Source organism: Acinetobacter sp. YH12023 (assembly GCF_013420135.1).
GTDB classification, from domain to species: Bacteria; Pseudomonadota; Gammaproteobacteria; order Pseudomonadales; family Moraxellaceae; genus Acinetobacter; species Acinetobacter amyesii.
Map to the genome: position 1 here is coordinate 50,722 of NZ_VOYU01000009.1, position 17,634 is coordinate 68,355.

Annotated in this window: 16 protein-coding genes; 5 read left to right on the forward strand and 11 right to left on the reverse strand. The window is 39.5% G+C overall.

The annotated features are described in order from the left end of the window. Positions 1-82 precede the first annotated feature (82 nt). Complete coding sequence (locus tag FTT92_RS10960) at positions 83-568, forward strand: Lrp/AsnC family transcriptional regulator (RefSeq protein WP_078188537.1); 486 nt, start codon at positions 83-85, stop codon at positions 566-568. 85 nt (positions 569-653) lie between these two features. On the opposite strand, the gene FTT92_RS10965 is transcribed toward FTT92_RS10960, so the two are convergent. From FTT92_RS10965 to FTT92_RS11010, 10 genes are all read right to left on the reverse strand, one after another. Beyond that, positions 654-866, reverse strand: a complete 213-nt coding sequence (locus FTT92_RS10965; RefSeq protein ID WP_180004964.1) for a hypothetical protein — start codon at positions 864-866, stop codon at positions 654-656. Then, a complete protein-coding gene (locus tag FTT92_RS10970) occupies positions 863-1,075 on the reverse strand; it encodes a DUF4177 domain-containing protein (RefSeq protein ID WP_078193931.1) in 213 nt (70 codons plus the stop codon). Before FTT92_RS10970 ends, FTT92_RS10965 begins: the two co-directional genes overlap by 4 nt. A 203-nt stretch (positions 1,076-1,278) precedes the next feature. After that, a complete protein-coding gene (locus FTT92_RS10975; RefSeq protein ID WP_180172123.1) occupies positions 1,279-2,136 on the reverse strand; it encodes a tetratricopeptide repeat protein in 858 nt (285 codons plus the stop codon). Between the two features lie 94 nt (positions 2,137-2,230). Next, positions 2,231-3,454: a sodium/glutamate symporter gene (gene gltS, locus FTT92_RS10980; RefSeq protein ID WP_180172124.1), complete on the reverse strand. Its 1,224-nt coding sequence runs from the start codon at positions 3,452-3,454 to the stop codon at positions 2,231-2,233. A gap of 206 nt (positions 3,455-3,660) precedes the next feature. Then, positions 3,661-3,876, reverse strand: coding sequence for a hypothetical protein (locus FTT92_RS10985; protein ID WP_180172125.1), 216 nt, complete (start codon positions 3,874-3,876; stop codon positions 3,661-3,663). 8 nt (positions 3,877-3,884) lie between these two features. After that, on the reverse strand, positions 3,885-4,706 hold the full coding sequence (locus FTT92_RS10990) for a hypothetical protein (protein WP_180172126.1): 822 nt from the start codon (positions 4,704-4,706) through the stop codon (positions 3,885-3,887). A 77-nt stretch (positions 4,707-4,783) separates the two neighbouring features. Beyond that, entirely contained in the window at positions 4,784-7,423 is a 2,640-nt protein-coding gene (locus FTT92_RS10995; protein ID WP_180131839.1) for a bifunctional aconitate hydratase 2/2-methylisocitrate dehydratase, read from the reverse strand. A gap of 296 nt (positions 7,424-7,719) precedes the next feature. Then, on the reverse strand, positions 7,720-7,989 hold the full coding sequence (locus tag FTT92_RS11000) for a hypothetical protein (protein WP_180172127.1): 270 nt from the start codon (positions 7,987-7,989) through the stop codon (positions 7,720-7,722). A 296-nt stretch (positions 7,990-8,285) separates the two neighbouring features. After that, the gene (locus tag FTT92_RS11005; RefSeq protein ID WP_078193938.1) at positions 8,286-8,645 is read right to left on the reverse strand and encodes a hypothetical protein; all 360 of its coding nucleotides are present in this window, start codon (positions 8,643-8,645) and stop codon (positions 8,286-8,288) included. A 112-nt stretch (positions 8,646-8,757) separates the two neighbouring features. Continuing rightward, positions 8,758-9,192 carry an I78 family peptidase inhibitor gene (locus tag FTT92_RS11010; protein WP_180004959.1) on the reverse strand — a complete coding sequence of 145 codons (435 nt, stop codon included), beginning with the start codon at positions 9,190-9,192 and terminating at the stop codon, positions 8,758-8,760. Between the two features lie 298 nt (positions 9,193-9,490). On the opposite strand from FTT92_RS11010, the gene FTT92_RS11015 reads away from it, so the two are divergent. The 4 genes from FTT92_RS11015 (at position 9,491) to xseB (ending at position 13,037) form a co-directional block, all read left to right on the forward strand. Beyond that, on the forward strand, positions 9,491-10,138 hold the full coding sequence (locus tag FTT92_RS11015) for a LexA family transcriptional regulator (RefSeq protein ID WP_078193940.1): 648 nt from the start codon (positions 9,491-9,493) through the stop codon (positions 10,136-10,138). A gap of 15 nt (positions 10,139-10,153) precedes the next feature. Continuing rightward, positions 10,154-11,449 (forward strand): Y-family DNA polymerase, encoded by a 1,296-nt coding sequence (locus tag FTT92_RS11020; protein ID WP_078193941.1) that lies wholly within the window; start codon positions 10,154-10,156, stop codon positions 11,447-11,449. A gap of 123 nt (positions 11,450-11,572) precedes the next feature. Next, entirely contained in the window at positions 11,573-12,853 is a 1,281-nt protein-coding gene (xseA, locus tag FTT92_RS11025) for an exodeoxyribonuclease VII large subunit (RefSeq protein ID WP_180131829.1), read from the forward strand. Continuing rightward, the gene (xseB, locus tag FTT92_RS11030) at positions 12,843-13,037 is read left to right on the forward strand and encodes an exodeoxyribonuclease VII small subunit (RefSeq protein WP_078188551.1); all 195 of its coding nucleotides are present in this window, start codon (positions 12,843-12,845) and stop codon (positions 13,035-13,037) included. The genes xseA and xseB overlap by 11 nt, the downstream gene beginning before the upstream one ends. 72 nt (positions 13,038-13,109) lie before the next feature. On the opposite strand, the gene FTT92_RS11035 is transcribed toward xseB, so the two are convergent. Continuing rightward, on the reverse strand, positions 13,110-17,630 hold the full coding sequence (locus tag FTT92_RS11035) for a translocation/assembly module TamB domain-containing protein (protein WP_180172128.1): 4,521 nt from the start codon (positions 17,628-17,630) through the stop codon (positions 13,110-13,112). Positions 17,631-17,634: the final 4 nt, after the last annotated feature.

Below are 17,634 nucleotides of genomic sequence, written 5' to 3' on the forward strand. Positions count from 1 at the left end.
CGTCCAAGTGTACTTATTTTCTTCAGCCGACCATTGCAAAAAATGATATAACTATTTTTTCTCAATTATATTCTATTTTGGCATGAGTGAAGCACGACACAACCTCGACAGAATTGATCGTTTAATATTATCCGCATTAAGAGAAGATGGACGACTCACCATAGCCCAGCTTTCTGAACGTGTTGGTCTCTCCTCTTCGCCGTGTTGGACACGCTTAAAGCGTCTAGAAAATTTAAAAATTATCGACGGCTATACAGCCAACATCAACCCAAAATCGATTGGGATCAATGAATTATTCTTTATTGAAATTACATTAGAACGTCACGACGATGAAATTTTAGATCAATTTAGTGAAACTTTAGCCAATATGCCAGAAGTAGTAGAAGCACATTTAGTCACTGGCGATTATGATTATTTGGTGAAAGTTGCAGTTAAAAATGCTGAACACTATGAGCGTTTTTTACGTAAAAATTTATATTCTATGAAAGGTATACGCCATACCCGCTCTATTTTTGCGCTACGACAATTAAAATCTGCCAGCAGTGCTGACCTAATGATGATTGAGTAATGAGCCCATATAGATCTAATCTATAAGATGACTTTAAAATTTAAGGGCAATTGAGTTCAGCACTCAATTGCCCTATTTATGTGTTCTAATCTATATAGCCATCTTTTTTCAATTTTTTATCTGTCAAATACTCACGTATGACCAATGTTGCAATAATAATGATGGCTTCTAAGATCGCTACTGTGACGGTTAGTTTGGTAAATACTTCGACACTGAGCAACTCAAACCATAATTGAGCGATGGCTAATAAACCCCATAAAACTGAAATAATAAGTGCACTAAAGACACCGTATTTCATTTTTCTCTCTCCAAAACAACTACATAAGCTTCGCGCTTCCAAAAAAGCAGCATACGACGGATATCCTTTTCCATCGTAATCACAGCCCAGCCTTGCTGTGCATTTTGATTTAAAAAATTGGTGAATTTAACAGGATCAACTTTTGAAGAGCCAAGCAGCAAAGATCCCAGCATACCTTCTTGATAGATAACAACTTTATATTCTTTCATCAATATAGTTCTTTATGGTTATAGTGAATTGAACAAATGTTCATGGCAAAGTATAGCGATCGCTTTTTCCTAAAACAACAAAGTTTTAAATGTCAATTTACTCAACATTTTTTTCAATTTTATGCTTTAATATACACAGTATGAGATGAGCCTTATATGAGTATCACGCGAGTGATACGACTAGCCCCTAACCACGGGGCTTTTTATTGTTTTCTACTCAGCTCACATTGTTGTGTTTCATTGTTCAATTCTGACAGAACGAGACTGTGAATTTCACATGTTTTCACAGGGTCTTGCTCATAAGCCGAATTAAACCATGCAGCAGCTTTTTCAAAATCTTGCTGTACGCCTAGCCCACCTAAATAAAAACTTGCTACGCTAATTTTTCCGTTCAAATCATTTGCTTCCGCAGCCTTTAAAAACCACGGATAAGCCTTTTTATAATCAGGCTTTGCGTCAATACCTTGATAATAAATCATACCCAAACGGGACTGATATTGAGCCAAGCCTTGTTCAGCCAACAACATTGTTGGCTTTTCAGCAAGCTGCATATTTTGCTTCGTATAGTAATAATAGTCGGCCAATTGTTCGATATCTTCTTGCTTGCCTTTATTTGCAAATTCAATTAAAAGACTTTCCAATTTTTTCTCATTCCTTGGAATGAGTTCATATTTATTCATGATCAAAAGCATACGCTTTGAGTCTTCTAAATTTCTTTCAGCACCAATCTCAAACCATTTTGCAGCTTCCACATAATCTACTTTTACACCGACACCTTTGTAATATATCAATCCCAAATTTTGATTTGCAGAGCGGTGCCCTAAGGCAGAAGCACGTTTATACAACGCTATGGCTTCGGGCAGATTAATCTCCACACCTTCTAGCCCCATATGTTTCAGTACAGCCAAATCATACAGCGCCTGTTTATCGTTATTTTTCGCTTGAATGATGGTCTTTTGGACATCAATTTCGGCTGAAAAGGTTATAGAAAATGGAAGTACTGTTAATACAAATAGCATGCACAATTTGATGTAAGGCAAATGATATTTTAAAGCTTTCATTGTTAATTATTCTTGATCAATAAGATGGTGAAAAATGAAATGCTGAAGCACCCTCTCTAGATGCTTTAGCATTTTTTAAGCAGTATATACAGCTTTAACCGAAGAAGCCTATCGTTATCTGAATGACCACAGCATTGACAATGTCTACAAAAAACGCCCCTGTCAAAGGTATAATCAAAAAGGCTTTATGTGAAGGTCCATAGGTATTGGTCACTGCCTGAATATTGGCAATCGCTGTCGGTGTTGCACCGAGGTTTACGCCGCACTGCCCTGCACAAAGTACGGCTGCGTCATAGCTTTTTCCCATGATCCTAAAAGTTACAAAGTACAGATACAGTGCTAAAACGAGGGTTTGTACCAGTAAAATAATCACCAGTGGGCCTGCAAGATTTGCCAATAACCAGAGTTGCAATGACATCAGCGCCATGGATAAAAATAATGCCAAGGATGCGTTACCAAATACATCGATACAGCGATCAAACATTTCAATTTTAAAGCCAAGTTCAAGGGTGTTTCTTAAAAATACACCACACGCTAAAGCCCAAACGAAGGTAGGTAATTCAAACCACTGTCCACGAGCAAACTCTGTCATGAAATAAGCAAAGCTGATACAGATGGCAAACATCCCCATCGTTTTGACGGCATCATCTGCGGTAATTAAACGAGTTTTTTCAGGATATTCGAATGGTGCCGTTTCAGATGCAGGCGGTGCTTCATTACGCCCTGATGTCGGTACAAGTTCTTCTGCCAACTGAAAACGGCGGATGAGGAATTTCGCCACTGGCCCGCCCATCATGCCGCCAATCACCAAGCCGAAGGTTGCACTTGCCATACCGAGTACGACTGCACCTTGTATACCATGATCTTGTTCAAAGACTGTACCCCATGCGCCTGCTGTACCGTGACCACCTGTAAGTGTTACGGAACCTGTAATTAAGCCGATGAGTGGATCAAGTCCCAAAACTTTGGCCAAGCTGATACCGACGATGTTTTGCAGCATGACAAATACAATCACACAACCTAAAAACAGTACCAGTGCTTTTCCGCCTTCTTTGAGTTTTCCAAGACTTGCGCTCAAACCTACAGAGGTAAAGAACATCAGCATGAATATTTGCTGAATTTTGGCATCAAAATTTACGGTGATATTAAAGTTTTTAAATAATATAAAAGTAATTACCGCTGCAACTAGACCACCTGCCACTGGTTCAGGAATGTTGTATTTTTTCAGGATGGAAATTTTATGTACGAAGAAATAACCGATAAATAAAACCAATACCGCCACGACAATTGTCAAAAAAGCATCTAGCTCATAATTCATAATTTAATCTTAAGTGCTCAATTTTATTTACCTTTTTACATAATCATTGGAGTTTTTTCAGCTAGAAAAATGTAAGTAAGCTATTTACCCCCCTTCTTCTACTACACATTTTTGAAGCCTAATAAGTGAAATAAATAAAAATGCTCAGCGTATGTGATGTGCTGAGCATTGGTTATTTATGACTGAATATAAAGATTTTTGAGATATTATTTTATGTCGAATACCCAGTTATGCGCCTCTTTATCACTGGTGGTTTCACATACATAGTAATCTTGGTCCCACGCATCTTGGTTAAAGATTTCTTTTTTGAAGTAATTCACCTGTTTGCCATTTTCGACACAGACAAAGCTGTCACCTTGGTCTTTGACTTGAGTTCCGTTAAGGAAACCACCTATGCAGAGAAAGCGGGATTGTTTGAGCATTGATTACTTCAACTTCTTTGAAATTTTAAATCATCAGGTAAATTATTATAAATTTTTCTAGTTGTCATTGTTATTTTTTGAATATTGACGATATCATCATTTATTTTTTCACCACTAACAAAACTACGTAATGAGATTAAAGTTTTCTCATAAAAATAATCGTGCCAAATAAACATATACTCGTCACCATATTTCTCAAAGGAACTTTTAGTACTTGGTAAGTATTTAATTATTAATTCAACAAGTTCTTTATCTTCTTTTTTTAAAAATTCTGTAGTTTTGTCTTTAAAAGCCGCTATTAATGTTATTGCAGTAACTGTTATTCCCTGAAAAATACGCAAACTATTTAAACTTTCATGATCTAAATAAAGGTCTATAAAATGACTATTTAAGTCTTTAATTTCTTTTAAAATATTTTCAATATTACAGTCACGGTATAGCTGCTCACCAACCTCTTGTAATTCTAATTCTCTTTTTTCAGCATATACTTTTTTAAAATTAATTCTTATTAGCATTTGAATCAGGAAATTTGTTTTATTAAATATTTTTATTAATTTTAAACAATCTTCCGCAGCAATTAATTGCTTATCATTTCTTACTTTTGAACGATTTGTTTCTAAATCAGTTAAATAATTATTTATTAACGCTACATGACTGTCTTTTTCTCTTATTTTTTGTCGAAATTCTTCCATTTCTTTTTCAAATTTAATATTAATTTTCTTTTCATAGTACTTAAAAATAATATCTTTAGACAAATATCCAATGCCAACAAGCAAACCTGTAGAACCTAATGTACTAAAAAACCAAACTGATAAATTTGATAATTCCATTAATAATTATTCTCAAAAAATAAGGGCTGATTAATCAGCCCTTATTTTTAACTCAATTAAAATTATTTTTCAATAACTTAGCTTAATTGAGCAGCAGCAATTTTCTTAGTATCAACATCTTTAGAAGCGTCAGTATAGTCGCTCATTTTGTCGAAGCTTAAGTATTGGTAGATGTCGGCAGACATGCTATCAATTTGAGCTGCGTATTCTTGGTACTCAGCTGGAGTTGGTAATTTACCAAGTACAGCAGCAACAGAAGCAAGCTCAGCAGAAGCTAAGTAAACGTTCGCACCTTGACCTAGACGGTTCGGGAAGTTACGAGTAGAAGTCGATACACAAGTAGTGTTCGGAGCTACACGTGCTTGGTTACCCATACATAATGAACAACCTGGCATTTCTGTACGAGCGCCAGCTTTACCATAGATGTTATAGAAACCTTCTTCCATCAATTGACGTTCGTCCATACGAGTTGGAGGAGCCAACCATAGACGAGTAGATAAAGAACCACCAGGAACTTTGTCTAGAAGTTTACCAGCCGCACGGAAGTGACCAATGTTAGTCATACATGAACCAACGAATACTTCGTCAATTTTTGTACCAGCAACGTCAGAAAGCAATTTAGCGTCATCTGGGTCGTTCGGGCAGCAAAGAACTGGTTCAGTAATTGTAGAAAGGTCAATTTCATACACTTTAGTGTATTCAGCATCTGGATCTGCTTTGATTAGGCTTGGGTTCGCTAACCATTTCTCCATGTTTTCTACACGGCGCGCCATAGTACGAGCATCGCCATAACCTTCAGAAATCATCCATTTCAACATAGTAATGTTTGATTTAAGGTATTCAGCAACTTTCTCTTCAGAAAGCGTGATAGAACAACCAGCAGCAGAACGTTCAGCAGAAGCGTCAGAAAGTTCGAACGCTTGCTCAACAGTAAGGTCAGTTTCCATTTCTGTAAGGTCGATCTCAAGGATACGGCCAGAGAAGATGTTCTTCTTACCTTTTTTCTCTACAGTTAAGTCGCCTTCTTGGATCGCAACGTAAGGAATCGCATGTACTAGGTCACGTAGAGTGATACCAGGTTGCATTTTACCTTTGAACTTAACAAGAACAGACTCAGGCATGTCTAGTGGCATAACGCCAGTTGCAGCAGCAAACGCTACAAGACCAGAACCCGCTGGGAAAGAAATACCGATTGGGAAACGAGTATGCGAGTCACCACCAGTACCAACTGTATCTGGAAGAAGCATACGGTTTAACCAAGAGTGGATAATACCATCACCTGGACGTAGAGAAACACCACCACGGTTCATAATGAAATCAGGAAGCGTGTGCTGCATTTGAACGTCAACTGGTTTTGGATACGCAGCTGTATGACAGAAAGATTGCATAACTAGGTCAGCAGAGAAGCCTAGGCAAGCAAGATCTTTAAGTTCGTCACGAGTCATTGGACCTGTTGTATCTTGAGAACCAACGGTCGTCATTTTAGGTTCACAGTAAGTACCTGGAAGTACACCTTGACCTTCAGGAAGACCACAAGCGCGACCAACCATTTTTTGAGCTTGAGTGAAGCCTTTACCAGTAGCTGCAGGTTGAACTGGAGTACGGAATAAAGTTGAAGGTGCAAGACCAAGAGCTTCACGAGCTTTAGTTGTTAAACCACGACCAACGATAAGGTTGATACGGCCACCAGCACGTACTTCATCTAAAAGAACTGGAGTTTTAAGTTCAGATTCAGCGATTTGAACGCCGTCTTTGAACGCAGTTACTTTAGCAGCAGCGTGGTCGATTTTAAGCGTGATTTCGTCGCCCATGTTCATGTTTTGAACATCGATTTCTACTGGCAATGCACCAGCATCTTCCATAGTGTTGAAGAAAATCGGAGCGATTTTAGAACCTAAGCAATAACCACCATCTTTTTTGTTCGGAATGTGAGCAATTTCGTCACCAAAGAACCAAAGTACAGAGTTAGTTGCTGACTTACGAGAAGAACCAGTACCAACAACGTCACCTACGTAAGCAACTTGGTTGCCTTTCGCGATAAGCTCTTTGATTTGGCTAAGTGGACCAACTTCGCCAGGAACTTCTGGATTGATACCGTCACGTACGTTTTTAAGCATTGCGTTAGCATGTAACGGAATGTCTGGACGGCTCCACGCGTCTTGTGCAGGTGACAAGTCGTCTGTGTTCGTTTCGCCAGTTACTTTGAAAACTGTAAGTTTGATTTCTTCAGGAACGTCTTTACGGCTAGTGAACCATTCAGCATCTGCCCAAGATTGCATAACTGCTTGTGCATTCGCATTGCCCGCTTTTGCTTTATCAGCAACGTCGTGGAAGGCATCAAATACAAGAAGAGTTTTCTTAAGTGCGTCAGCAGCTAATTCACCAAGCTCTGCATCATCAAGAAGTGCAACTAAAGGAGCAACGTTATAACCACCAAGCATAGTACCTAGTAGGTAAACCGCACGTTCTTTAGTTACTAGTGGAGAAGTCGCTTCACCTTTTGCCAAAGCAGCCAAGAAAGCAGCTTTAACGTATGCAGCTTGGTCAACACCCGCTGGAACACGGTTTTCTAGTAAATCAACTAAAAATGCTTCTTCGCCAGCTGGTGGGTTTTTTAATAATTCAACTAATGCAGCTGTTTGAGCATCGTCAAGTGGCTTCGGTGGGACTCCGAGTGCGGCACGTTCTTCAACGTGTTGGCGGTAAGCTTCTAGCACGGTGTTATTCCTCTTTTTTAAAAAATTATTTACGCATTCCTGCTTTAAATAAAGCTACGCAAATAATATGGACTGCTAAATTTTACTAAAATTCCAGTTAAAAGTTAATGCACTACAAGTGTTTCTTCGTGATGCCCGTTATTTTATAAATAAATGATCCTCATATCGTTTATACATTAAGCAAAATCAATACTTAGAACACGCTTTTCTTGCGCATATTAACTTTTGACTAAAATTAACCATCAAAAAAAGGCAACTAAATGTTGCCTGTTTTTATCAGTATTGGATATTCCACCTTAGTGTACAGTGGTTGCAGTGATATATTGCCGAAGTTCTGCTCGATCGCCTGTAAATCTGAGGCACCATTCGTCCTGACATGTGGTTTGATGTTGATTACTTGCAAAGCTGATATCGACCAAATAACGCTGAGAAAATTCATCTATTTTTTGCCGTAATGTGACTTTATCTCCAATGCTGAGCACGTAGTTCCCACCACCGATAATTGCTACGCCTTGTTCATCTTCTAGGAGTAGATCTGAGTGATGCATATAACCTATAACGTCCATATTCTGCTCCTTTACTGTTTTTTATTCTCCATTTCATTATTCATTAAAAAGATTTGCTTTTCTATATTTATGATTTAGCAAGTTGTCACAATTTGTATTCCGCTCTGCTTAGGCTATTTTAAAATCTTTAAGCATCTCATATTCAAAGTAACCCGAAGATAAATATGCATTCGCAAAATAAGCATGAACTCCATCATATGGCTAAACAACGGATAGTTGCCCCGTTGTAACTACTCACTGCTGAATAGAGCCTTTAGGTTTTGCTTTACGCGCTTTCTCGCATAAAAAACCGTTCCTTAGAACGGTTTATAATCTGGCATTTCAGTATGCGGTGTTGCGATACATTTTTCAGTAAACTCAGCACGAATTTTTTCACGTGCTTTTTCAACATCAGTATTAATCTCAGCTTGCGGCAAGGCATAAACTTCATCAATGATGTTCAGGATAAATCCTTTGGTGGTTTCATCCTCAATTTTGTTGGCATGCTCAACTGCTTTGTCTTTTTCAATTGCATTTTGACGATCTAACATAATCGTACGTGCAGCATTACCTACACTGCGGCAGTAACCCTGCCACTGCTCTTCAGGGGTTAATGGTTTTTTTTCAGCACAGCCGACCAAAGCCACCATAACGGATAAAGCAAATAACTTTTTCATGAACTTCTCCTTACGAGGGGCAATATAAAAGATCGTAATGGATTTGTCATTTAAATTAGTTGTAGCCGAACAAACAAAAAAAGCCCTTTCGGGCCTTTTTTATGCGTTTGAATTAACCACAAGTTGCTTGAATAATCTTTTTATTGATTGGATTTACAGTGACGGTGACGCGCTCTACACGATAATCCATTGTTACTGGCTGCCCAGGTTTTACTAAACGGACAATTTGAGCTTGGCTAATCGCCTTGATCTGATCTTCAGTCAATTTTGCTTGGCCAATCAGCGTCTTAGCCTTATCAGCTACACATTCAGTTTGGCTACTACGGAATAATGCCCACTCTTCAACCACTTGTCCGTTTGGCAGATGGCAATACCCGACCTGAGCATTTGCTTCATCACGAATTTCAAGTTTACCTTTTTGTTCTACACAATACTGGCTGGCTGGATTTGCCATACCAATTTTTTCTGGTGTCGTTTCAGTTTGCTGTGTTGTACTACAACCCGCCATAAATGCTGTCAGTGCAGCTAAAATCCATATATTTTTCATCATGTCTATTTCTGAATATAAAAATTTAACTTATCAAGTTTGTGCCAAATAAACGAGTTGTTTATTGAAATTTTTAGTTGTCATTCCACTTTCTGTAATTAGGCAGCAATGTGCCCTATGTTCAAAATACAGAACGTCATTTTCTTTGAACTGATGATGATTTTTGCAATATTTAAAACGACTAAACTTGTCGCAGCTTTGATTTTAAAGGTTTTATAAATTTGAAAAATGACCTGCTCAACGCGTATGCTAAAAAAGTACTTTTCTTCAAACACGCCACGTTGCGTAGGAGCAAAATATGTCAAAAAAACTGCCGATTTATTTTTCGGACGAAGCTTGGTCGTCTTTGCAACAGCTCATGGGCGCAGATGGCAAACCCAGTCCCACCATCAATGCCCTGCTTGAAAGGCAATCTCAAGAACTATCTATGGATCCATTTTTGGATTCTTCGCTCAATGTTCAGCCTGTTCAGAAAAATACCCGTATTGAACTTCCCGTTGCCTTGGAACGTATTCCTGCTGGCCCAGCTTTCGCCAATAAAGATGTTTTTGAAAAAGTCTTAGACCTAAATGATTATTTGGTAATTAACCCGCTCGCTACATTTATTGCGCATGTCGATAGCGAGTCTTTACTCAACGCCGGCTTTGAAATTAATGATACTTTTTTAGTCGATCGTAGCTTAGAAGCCAAACATGGCGATATCGTGGTTGCACTGATTGATAATCGTGAAATCACCTTAAAGCGATTGATGATCACCGCAAAAATGTCAAAAGAAGAAATTGCCGACATTTTTGGTGACCCCAATAAAGTCTTACCCAAAATTTGGCTAAAAGCAGAAAATCCAGCCTATGCGCATATTATCCCTTCAGATAGCGAATCTATCGTTGTTCAGGGTGTTGTGACCTTTAATTTAAAGCAATTTTATAAGCGCTCATCACACACCTAAACACAAGAATTCACCATGAAAGCTGCAAATAAAATATTTGCGTTAGTTGACCTTAACAACTGCTACGTCAGTTGTGAGCGTGTCTTTAACCCAAAGCTCAATAATGTCCCTGTCGTCGTGCTGTCCAATAACGATGGCTGTGTTGTATCTCGAAGTCAGGAAGCCAAAGACCTCGGTATTAAAATGGCTGTGCCGGTCTATCAAATTCAGGATTTAATCCAACAGCATCATGTTCAGGTGTTGTCGAGTAACTATGCTCTCTACACCGAAATGTCTAATCGATTTATGAATATTTTAGGCCTGTATGTCGGCCCCGAAGACCGTGAAGTTTACTCGATCGATGAGTGTTTTTTAGATTTCACTGCCTATCAAGAACTGTTTGATTTGAGCCTATATGCCAAAGAAATACGAGATACGATCCTAAAATGGCTAGGTTTAACCTGCTGTGTCGGGATTGGTCGCTCTAAAACGGAAGCCAAAATGGCCAACCATTTTGCCAAAAAAAATGCTTATTTGAACGGTGTGTGCAATTTAGTTGAAATGGACCCTTGTTCCTCAGAACAACTCCTTGCGCAGACACCAGTCAATGAAGTTTGGGGCGTCGGTCGCAATCATACAAAAGCCCTGAATCAGCTTGGCATTCATTATGTTTTAGATCTGATCAATGCACAGCCTAAAGATATTCGAAAAAAATTTAGTGTGGTGATGGAAAAAACCGTCTTGGAACTGCAAGGTCTATCTTGTCTGTCTATTGAAGAAGAAGCACCGAGCAAACAGCAAATTATCAGTAGTCGTTCCTATGGTCAGCCAGTCTACGAACTGGAAGATATTAAAGCCTCTATTCGTGTATATATCGCGCGAGCCGTCACACGTTTAAGAGCAGATCATTCTCTATGTCGTATGGTGGGAGTGTTTATTCAAACGAGTCGCTTTAATTCTACTGAAAAATACGCACCTTATCTGGCCATTACACTGAATGAGCATACCGATGACTTAATTAGTATCACCCAAGCAGCAACGCGTGCCGCCGAAAAAATCTTTAAAGCGGGATTTAAATATAAAAAAGCCGGTGTGGTGTTATTAGAAATCATTCCAAAACAAAACTTTACCCCAGATTTGTTTTGCGATATGGCGTTAAGACAAAGCCGTTTGAAACTGTCCGACACCATCGACGATATTCAAAAAAAATTTGGGCATCATTTTGTCTCGATCGGCTTAGCGCAGGACGATGCTGCAACATGGCGGATGAAAAAAAATCTGTGTTCCCCCGCTTACCTGAGTAATTGGAACGAACTGCTTCGTGTGAAATGAAACACTATGTTGTAGCGCCGCTTAGTCCTTCTATTGTTTTAACCGAAATGATCATTTGCAATTGCTGAATATTTATTTAGTATTTAAATGAATATTCATTTTTATATTCTCCTATTTTAAATTATGTCTGATGTTCAATTAACGCTGAGCGAATACCTATCTGCGGTCAAAGAAGTCATTCAGTTGGCTTTTGATGATGCCGTGTGGGTCAAAGCCGAGATTCGAAATTTAAACATCAAAGGTGGACATTACTATCTAGAATTGGCTGAAAAAGAACAAGAAAGTGATAGAGTCATTGCCAGTTGTAAGGCCACAATTTGGAAATTTACTGCAAATAAAGTTGTCGGAAAATTTGAACGTGAAAGCGGCATTGAGCTCAGTCGTGACTTAAATGTCTTGGTTAAAGTGCGTGCCAAATTTGACCCGCAGTACGGCTTTTCAGTCAATATCGAAGAAATTGATTCGAGTTTTACCTTGGGTGATCTGGCTCGACGTTATCAACAAATTTTAGAAAAGCTCACCAGCGAAGGTCTGATTCATAAAAATCGAAACTTGCCTGCGCCATTTGATATTCAGCATGTCTTGGTTATTGCACCAGAAAATGCGGCTGGCTTAGGTGACTTTAAAAAAGATGCAGATGCGCTACAACATGCTGGCGTGTGTGAATTTGTCTATCATGCTGCAACCTTTCAAGGAAATACCGCAGCACAAAGTATCCGAGATGCTTTAGCACTGGGTTTAAGACAATGGGCCAATGACTTTCAAACTGCGCCAGATTTGATCGTGATTATTCGTGGTGGCGGTGCTGTTAACGATCTTGCTTATCTGAATGATTATGATTTGGCTGTACTTCTATCTAAGCGTAGCGTGCCAATTTGGGTCGGTATCGGCCATGAAAAAGACCGTACGATCTTAGATGAAATTGCACATCGTTCTTTCGACACCCCGAGTAAAGTGATCGGGGGGATTCGTAATCATATTGTTGAGCGAACTCAGGAAGTTTTAGAGGCATTACAAAGCATTCAACTGCGCTCTCAACATCAAATTGCCCTGTATCAAAGTCAAAATGATCAGTTACTACAGGTCATAAAGACCTTGTCTCAAAGTCAAATCAATGACTCAACTCGGCTCTTACAGCAATACCAAGATAACACTGCTTATTTTGCTCAGTTACAACTTAAAACAGCTGCACAGAATATTGAAATACTCATGCGTGAGACTTTACTGCAAAACCCTGCTCATGTGCTTTCCAAAGGTTATGCCATCGTCCGGCAGCAAGGTCACGCCATTCGCGCAACGAAAAATCTTCAGCCTTCAACGCATTCACCGATTGAAATTGAAATGCAAGACGGTGTCATCACGGCTGACATTCAACATATACAGGTAAAAAATCATGACGACTGATACTCTAAGTTTTAAAGAAGGCTATGAAGTTTTAAAACGTAATGCTGAATTACTCGAATCTCAGCAAGAACCCGATATTGATAATCTTATGAAAATCGTTGAAGAGTCGATGCAAGCCTATAAAGCCTGCAAGACTCGTGTTGAAGCAGTACAACAGGCACTGAATGATACGTTTAAAGATTGATTTCTCAATTCATTATTTGCATAAAAAACGCAGCCTAAGCTGCATTTTTTTATATTCAAATTTTGACTTCTCTTAGAAGCGCCAATTATAGAACAAGTCGATTGCTCGTTCTAAAGACTGACTCGCTTCCAAGTACAAACGTTGATTCATTTGATAACGTAAGGTCAGTTTATTCACTGGTGTAAATACTCCGACGCCATAACGAATGAATAAGTCAGGTGTGATATAACCAGTCACAGAAACCTGAGTATCATCCCCTGTTCCTTGAGCATCCAATGCCAAACCACTCAAACCAAATGTACGACCAATTTGATTGGTCAATGCACGTGTACCACCCAAGCCCATACTAATACCGGCTGCAGCAATCGTGTTGTTCACATCAGAACGGAAACCTTCCGCCTGACTTAAACCTGAACTTCCTTCATTAATACGACCTGTAATTAAGGCATTTAAGGCTTCTTGTTCAGACAGACCTGCATCGTTATACACCTGAATTGCAGGACTTGATGCTGTACCCGTCACACGAACACCAACGGTACTGCCTTGTACGGCTTTATTGGCATCAATATCTAAAGTTGGGTTCGCCAATGGTCCATTGAAACGGGCAATCGCACGGTTCAAGTCCAGACTTTGACCATAAGCTTCGATTTTCACACGCTGGGAAACACCGATTGCACCATTGGCACGCATTGCTGTTTCTAAACCACGTTGTGTCAAATTCAAACGACCAATCAACGGAATTCGGCTATCAAAACCTTGGAAAATCACTTGATTACCAATATTCACCTGTACGTCAGCGCGAATATCCCAAGGACGTGCCGATTTTAAGATCTCAAGTTGGTTATCACCTTCATGTACCACACGTACATCTGAAGATACCCCAACCACTGTTGCAGAAGATTCCGGCATCGAAATCAATGCGCGCGGCACATCAATTTTACCTTTTAAGGTTAATTTCTTACTGAAAGGCAGCACATCTAAAGATAAATCAGGCGTTACAACAGCGGTGATCAATGGCGCTTGACGGACCAACATTTCATTACCCGTTAAATTCAACTGGATACGTGGATCATTTTTCCAGTCAATATTTCCGGTTAATTTGCCTACACCACGCCCACTGTTAAATGCACCATCAATCGTCGCGTGGTTTTGACGTACAGCAGAATACAACTGAATATTGGTCAAGTTCACAGGTAATGAAATCATGCTAATCGAGCCATTTTTCACTCGAATCTCACCATCCATTAAAGGCTGAGACAATGTTCCACTAATTTTTGCCGCATAAGACAACGTACCGCCCATTGAACGGACATCTTGTATAAATGGTTTTAAGATTTTCAATTGAACTTGGTTAAAGGCCACTTCACCACGGATCGGTTTATTGGCTTTATACGGATCAATAATAATATTGGCATAACCTGTACCAATATCTGGGGCTTTGGTATCGAGTCGAATTTGTAGCCCTTCAGCGACACTTTTCGCAATCAAGCCAACTTCATCATATTTTAAAGTGGATGCTAAATACTGTGGATCTTCAGCGGCTAAACCAAGTAAACCGTCACGAGTCACTAAACGTGCATCAATTTTAGGTTTTGCACCTTTCCCCCAAGACGCTTTTGCATAACCATTCACTTTACCCGTAATCGCCAGGCCTTCAGGCATAAATGCTGCAAAATCATTTAAGTCTAGGTTCTTTGTCACAAAGGATACATTGCCGCGGTTTTTATTCACACGAATCGGCTGATCAAAACATAATTCACTTTGCTGACTCATCCAACAATGCGCGCCAACAAATAAGTCAGACTGTGCAGTGTTGTAAATAATCGATGCATTTTGACGCTGCACAAGACGTGTACGCAAGGAGTCAAAATCGCCTTTTTGAATCTGACCAAGCCAATTATTTTGTGCGTTAAAACCACCAGCTAACTGCACATAAAATTTTGATAATTTATTTTCAGCACTGACTTTTAATAAATGCGCATTACGTGTACCGGCCAGTGAAATTTGACCTTTTACAATCTCACGGTTGTTACTGCGTAAATTATCCATCGTTGCCGTTAATAAACTTGGTGAAGTCGCAGAAGTTGGCAACTCGCCTTGCACCCGTATTTTTTTCACACTGAATAAATTATTAAAAGCAAAATCATCTATTGCGATATTGGCAGATGCTTGCAGTCGTGGCTGTGCTTGAACATTTAAGTAGCCATAAGCACGTCCACGTAGACCTGCATAAATTTCATATAACGCTGGTGCATTAATTTTCAATTGTAAATTTTGTGCATTACCAGTGGCTTGAATTTGGTTATTGGCATAAGCCAACAGCAAATTATTCGCTTCAAACTGTTTTGGCATAAAGCCGGATTGATTTGAATTAATCACCATCGCCAAGTTACCTTGACCACGGACAGGTTTGTTATTGATCATACCTGCCAAATTCAGACGTTCAATTTGAATTCGTTTTAGCGCATCTGACCACACACCATTGGTTTTTAAATTTCCAGATAATTCACCCCGTACATTTGAGGCAAAATAATGCGGCTTAAAATGCACCAGTGATGCATTAATATCCCAACCAATGGCTTTTTGTAGTAAAACTTGTCCATTGGCAGAAATTTTACCTGCCACGCCATCATGACGCAGCTCGGCTATTTTAATTAATTCAGGTGTGCCAGATACTTTGAAAATCAAACTGCCTTTACTTGCGGCAACTTGGCTTGCATTGAGGCCACCATCATAATTCACAGCAAAAGCTTTAAAGCCTCCCCCTTGTTTCTCATCATGGAAAGTCAGCGCAGCAGTAGATTGACCTGTTAAGTGAACCGTTTCATTTTGCTGTGCTAGTCGGCCTAACAAATCAATATTATTCAGCTGAATAATCTGTTGATTTGGTTTTGCATAACCATTGGCTTTTAATGACCCTGTAATTTGATCGACAGGCGCAGCAGCCACGATGGTTTGTGGATTGAACTGCTGTGCTTGTACATTGGCTTGCCATTTCAGCATACGTTTTTGATCAGGCAATTCTACAACTGCGTTACCTTTGAGCTGACCTTTGTCGGCCACATAACTAAAGGCAGGGACATTGAGATTGTTATTTTTCAGATTCAATTTGGCTTGATATTGTCCAGCAGGCAGAGCACCTTTTTCATGTCGTGACACTGTGGTCGCCACATTAATGTTCTGCTGACCTTCTGTAAGCGCCAATTGCACATTGCCCGAATCACTACTCAACCATCCAACATATGGCACTGCACGATCTATATTTTTCCAAGACACATCCATCAGCATCGGCTGAGCTTTATTATTTTTGGCAGGCGCTTGATCGAGTTTTAAATTCCAAGTTTCATATTGATCAAAATCCACCAACGCCATCAGGTGCATGCCTTTTTCAAGGGTGCCTTTAGACGCAATCTTACTGTTTAAATTTACAGGTAGAAAATCTTGAACCACCTGCGGAATCAACTTATGTTTTGGATTAATTTTATCTAAACGACCGCTTACATCCCAAGCAACCTGATCTTTCCAACTCACCACGCCGCCCAAATTGACAGCGCCGCCCATCACTTGACCATTTAGGTTAGTAATATCAAGTTGGTTGACCAAGTCCGTACTCATGAGCGCAGTATATTTACCCTCAGGAATATTGGCCCCGCTCAGGTCCGTATCTAAATCTAAATTGAGACGCTGAATATCCCCTTTGAATTTTGCCAGACCATTTTTAGCAAAAAGCTTTTGCTCAGTCAGTAACGGTAAATGATAGTTTTTAAATTTGAGCGCACCAAACATTGGAACATGTGGACGCATCGGATGGACCACAGCCCAACCAGTTAAAAGATCTGGGGTATGTGTTGCCACACCGGCTTGAATTGTATCCAACGATCCTTTAGCCACCACTTGAATATCATGAATGTTCAAGCTTTCACGTAGTGAAGGTAAGTTGACAATCCCCACAGCATTTAGCGGATATTTACCTTCAAACTTCATATTCCCAGACGCTTGGCGCACAGATAAATAGCCCATATCCATACGGGTATCTTCAAATTTTAATTCCGTCCCAGACCAAAGCGCTTCATTTAATTCAATATCATAAAAATCCACACCTGAACTATGCGTTTTAATCAGCATATGATCTAGATCTGCATGATCGACACGAAGGACGAACGGCAGACGGATTTCACTAAATGCAAAAGGTTTATCGCTAGGTGGTGTCTTGGTAATAATTTGCAGATTTTTAACATCTGCCTTATTTAAGTGAATTTCTTTATTAATAATGGCACGCCAACCGAGTGTAATATCGGCACGGTCAATTTTTACATCGACAGGTTTTAGCGTAACGAGGACATTTCGTAGAATAATGCCCCGCCACAGGTTACCACCTTCATATTCATAGTGAATGATTTGCTGACGTTCCAGAACACGGTCAAGTAAAAACTTACTGCCTTTGTCTGTAGAGAACATGACTGCTAATGCAGCCACCAAAAAGATAAGCACGAACACGAAGGTCAAAATGACACTTCGAAGAATACGACGCTTCTTCGGCAGTTGCTCTACCGGCGTTTCGTTTTCTGGTTCTTGCTGTTCTTGTTCAGTCATAAAA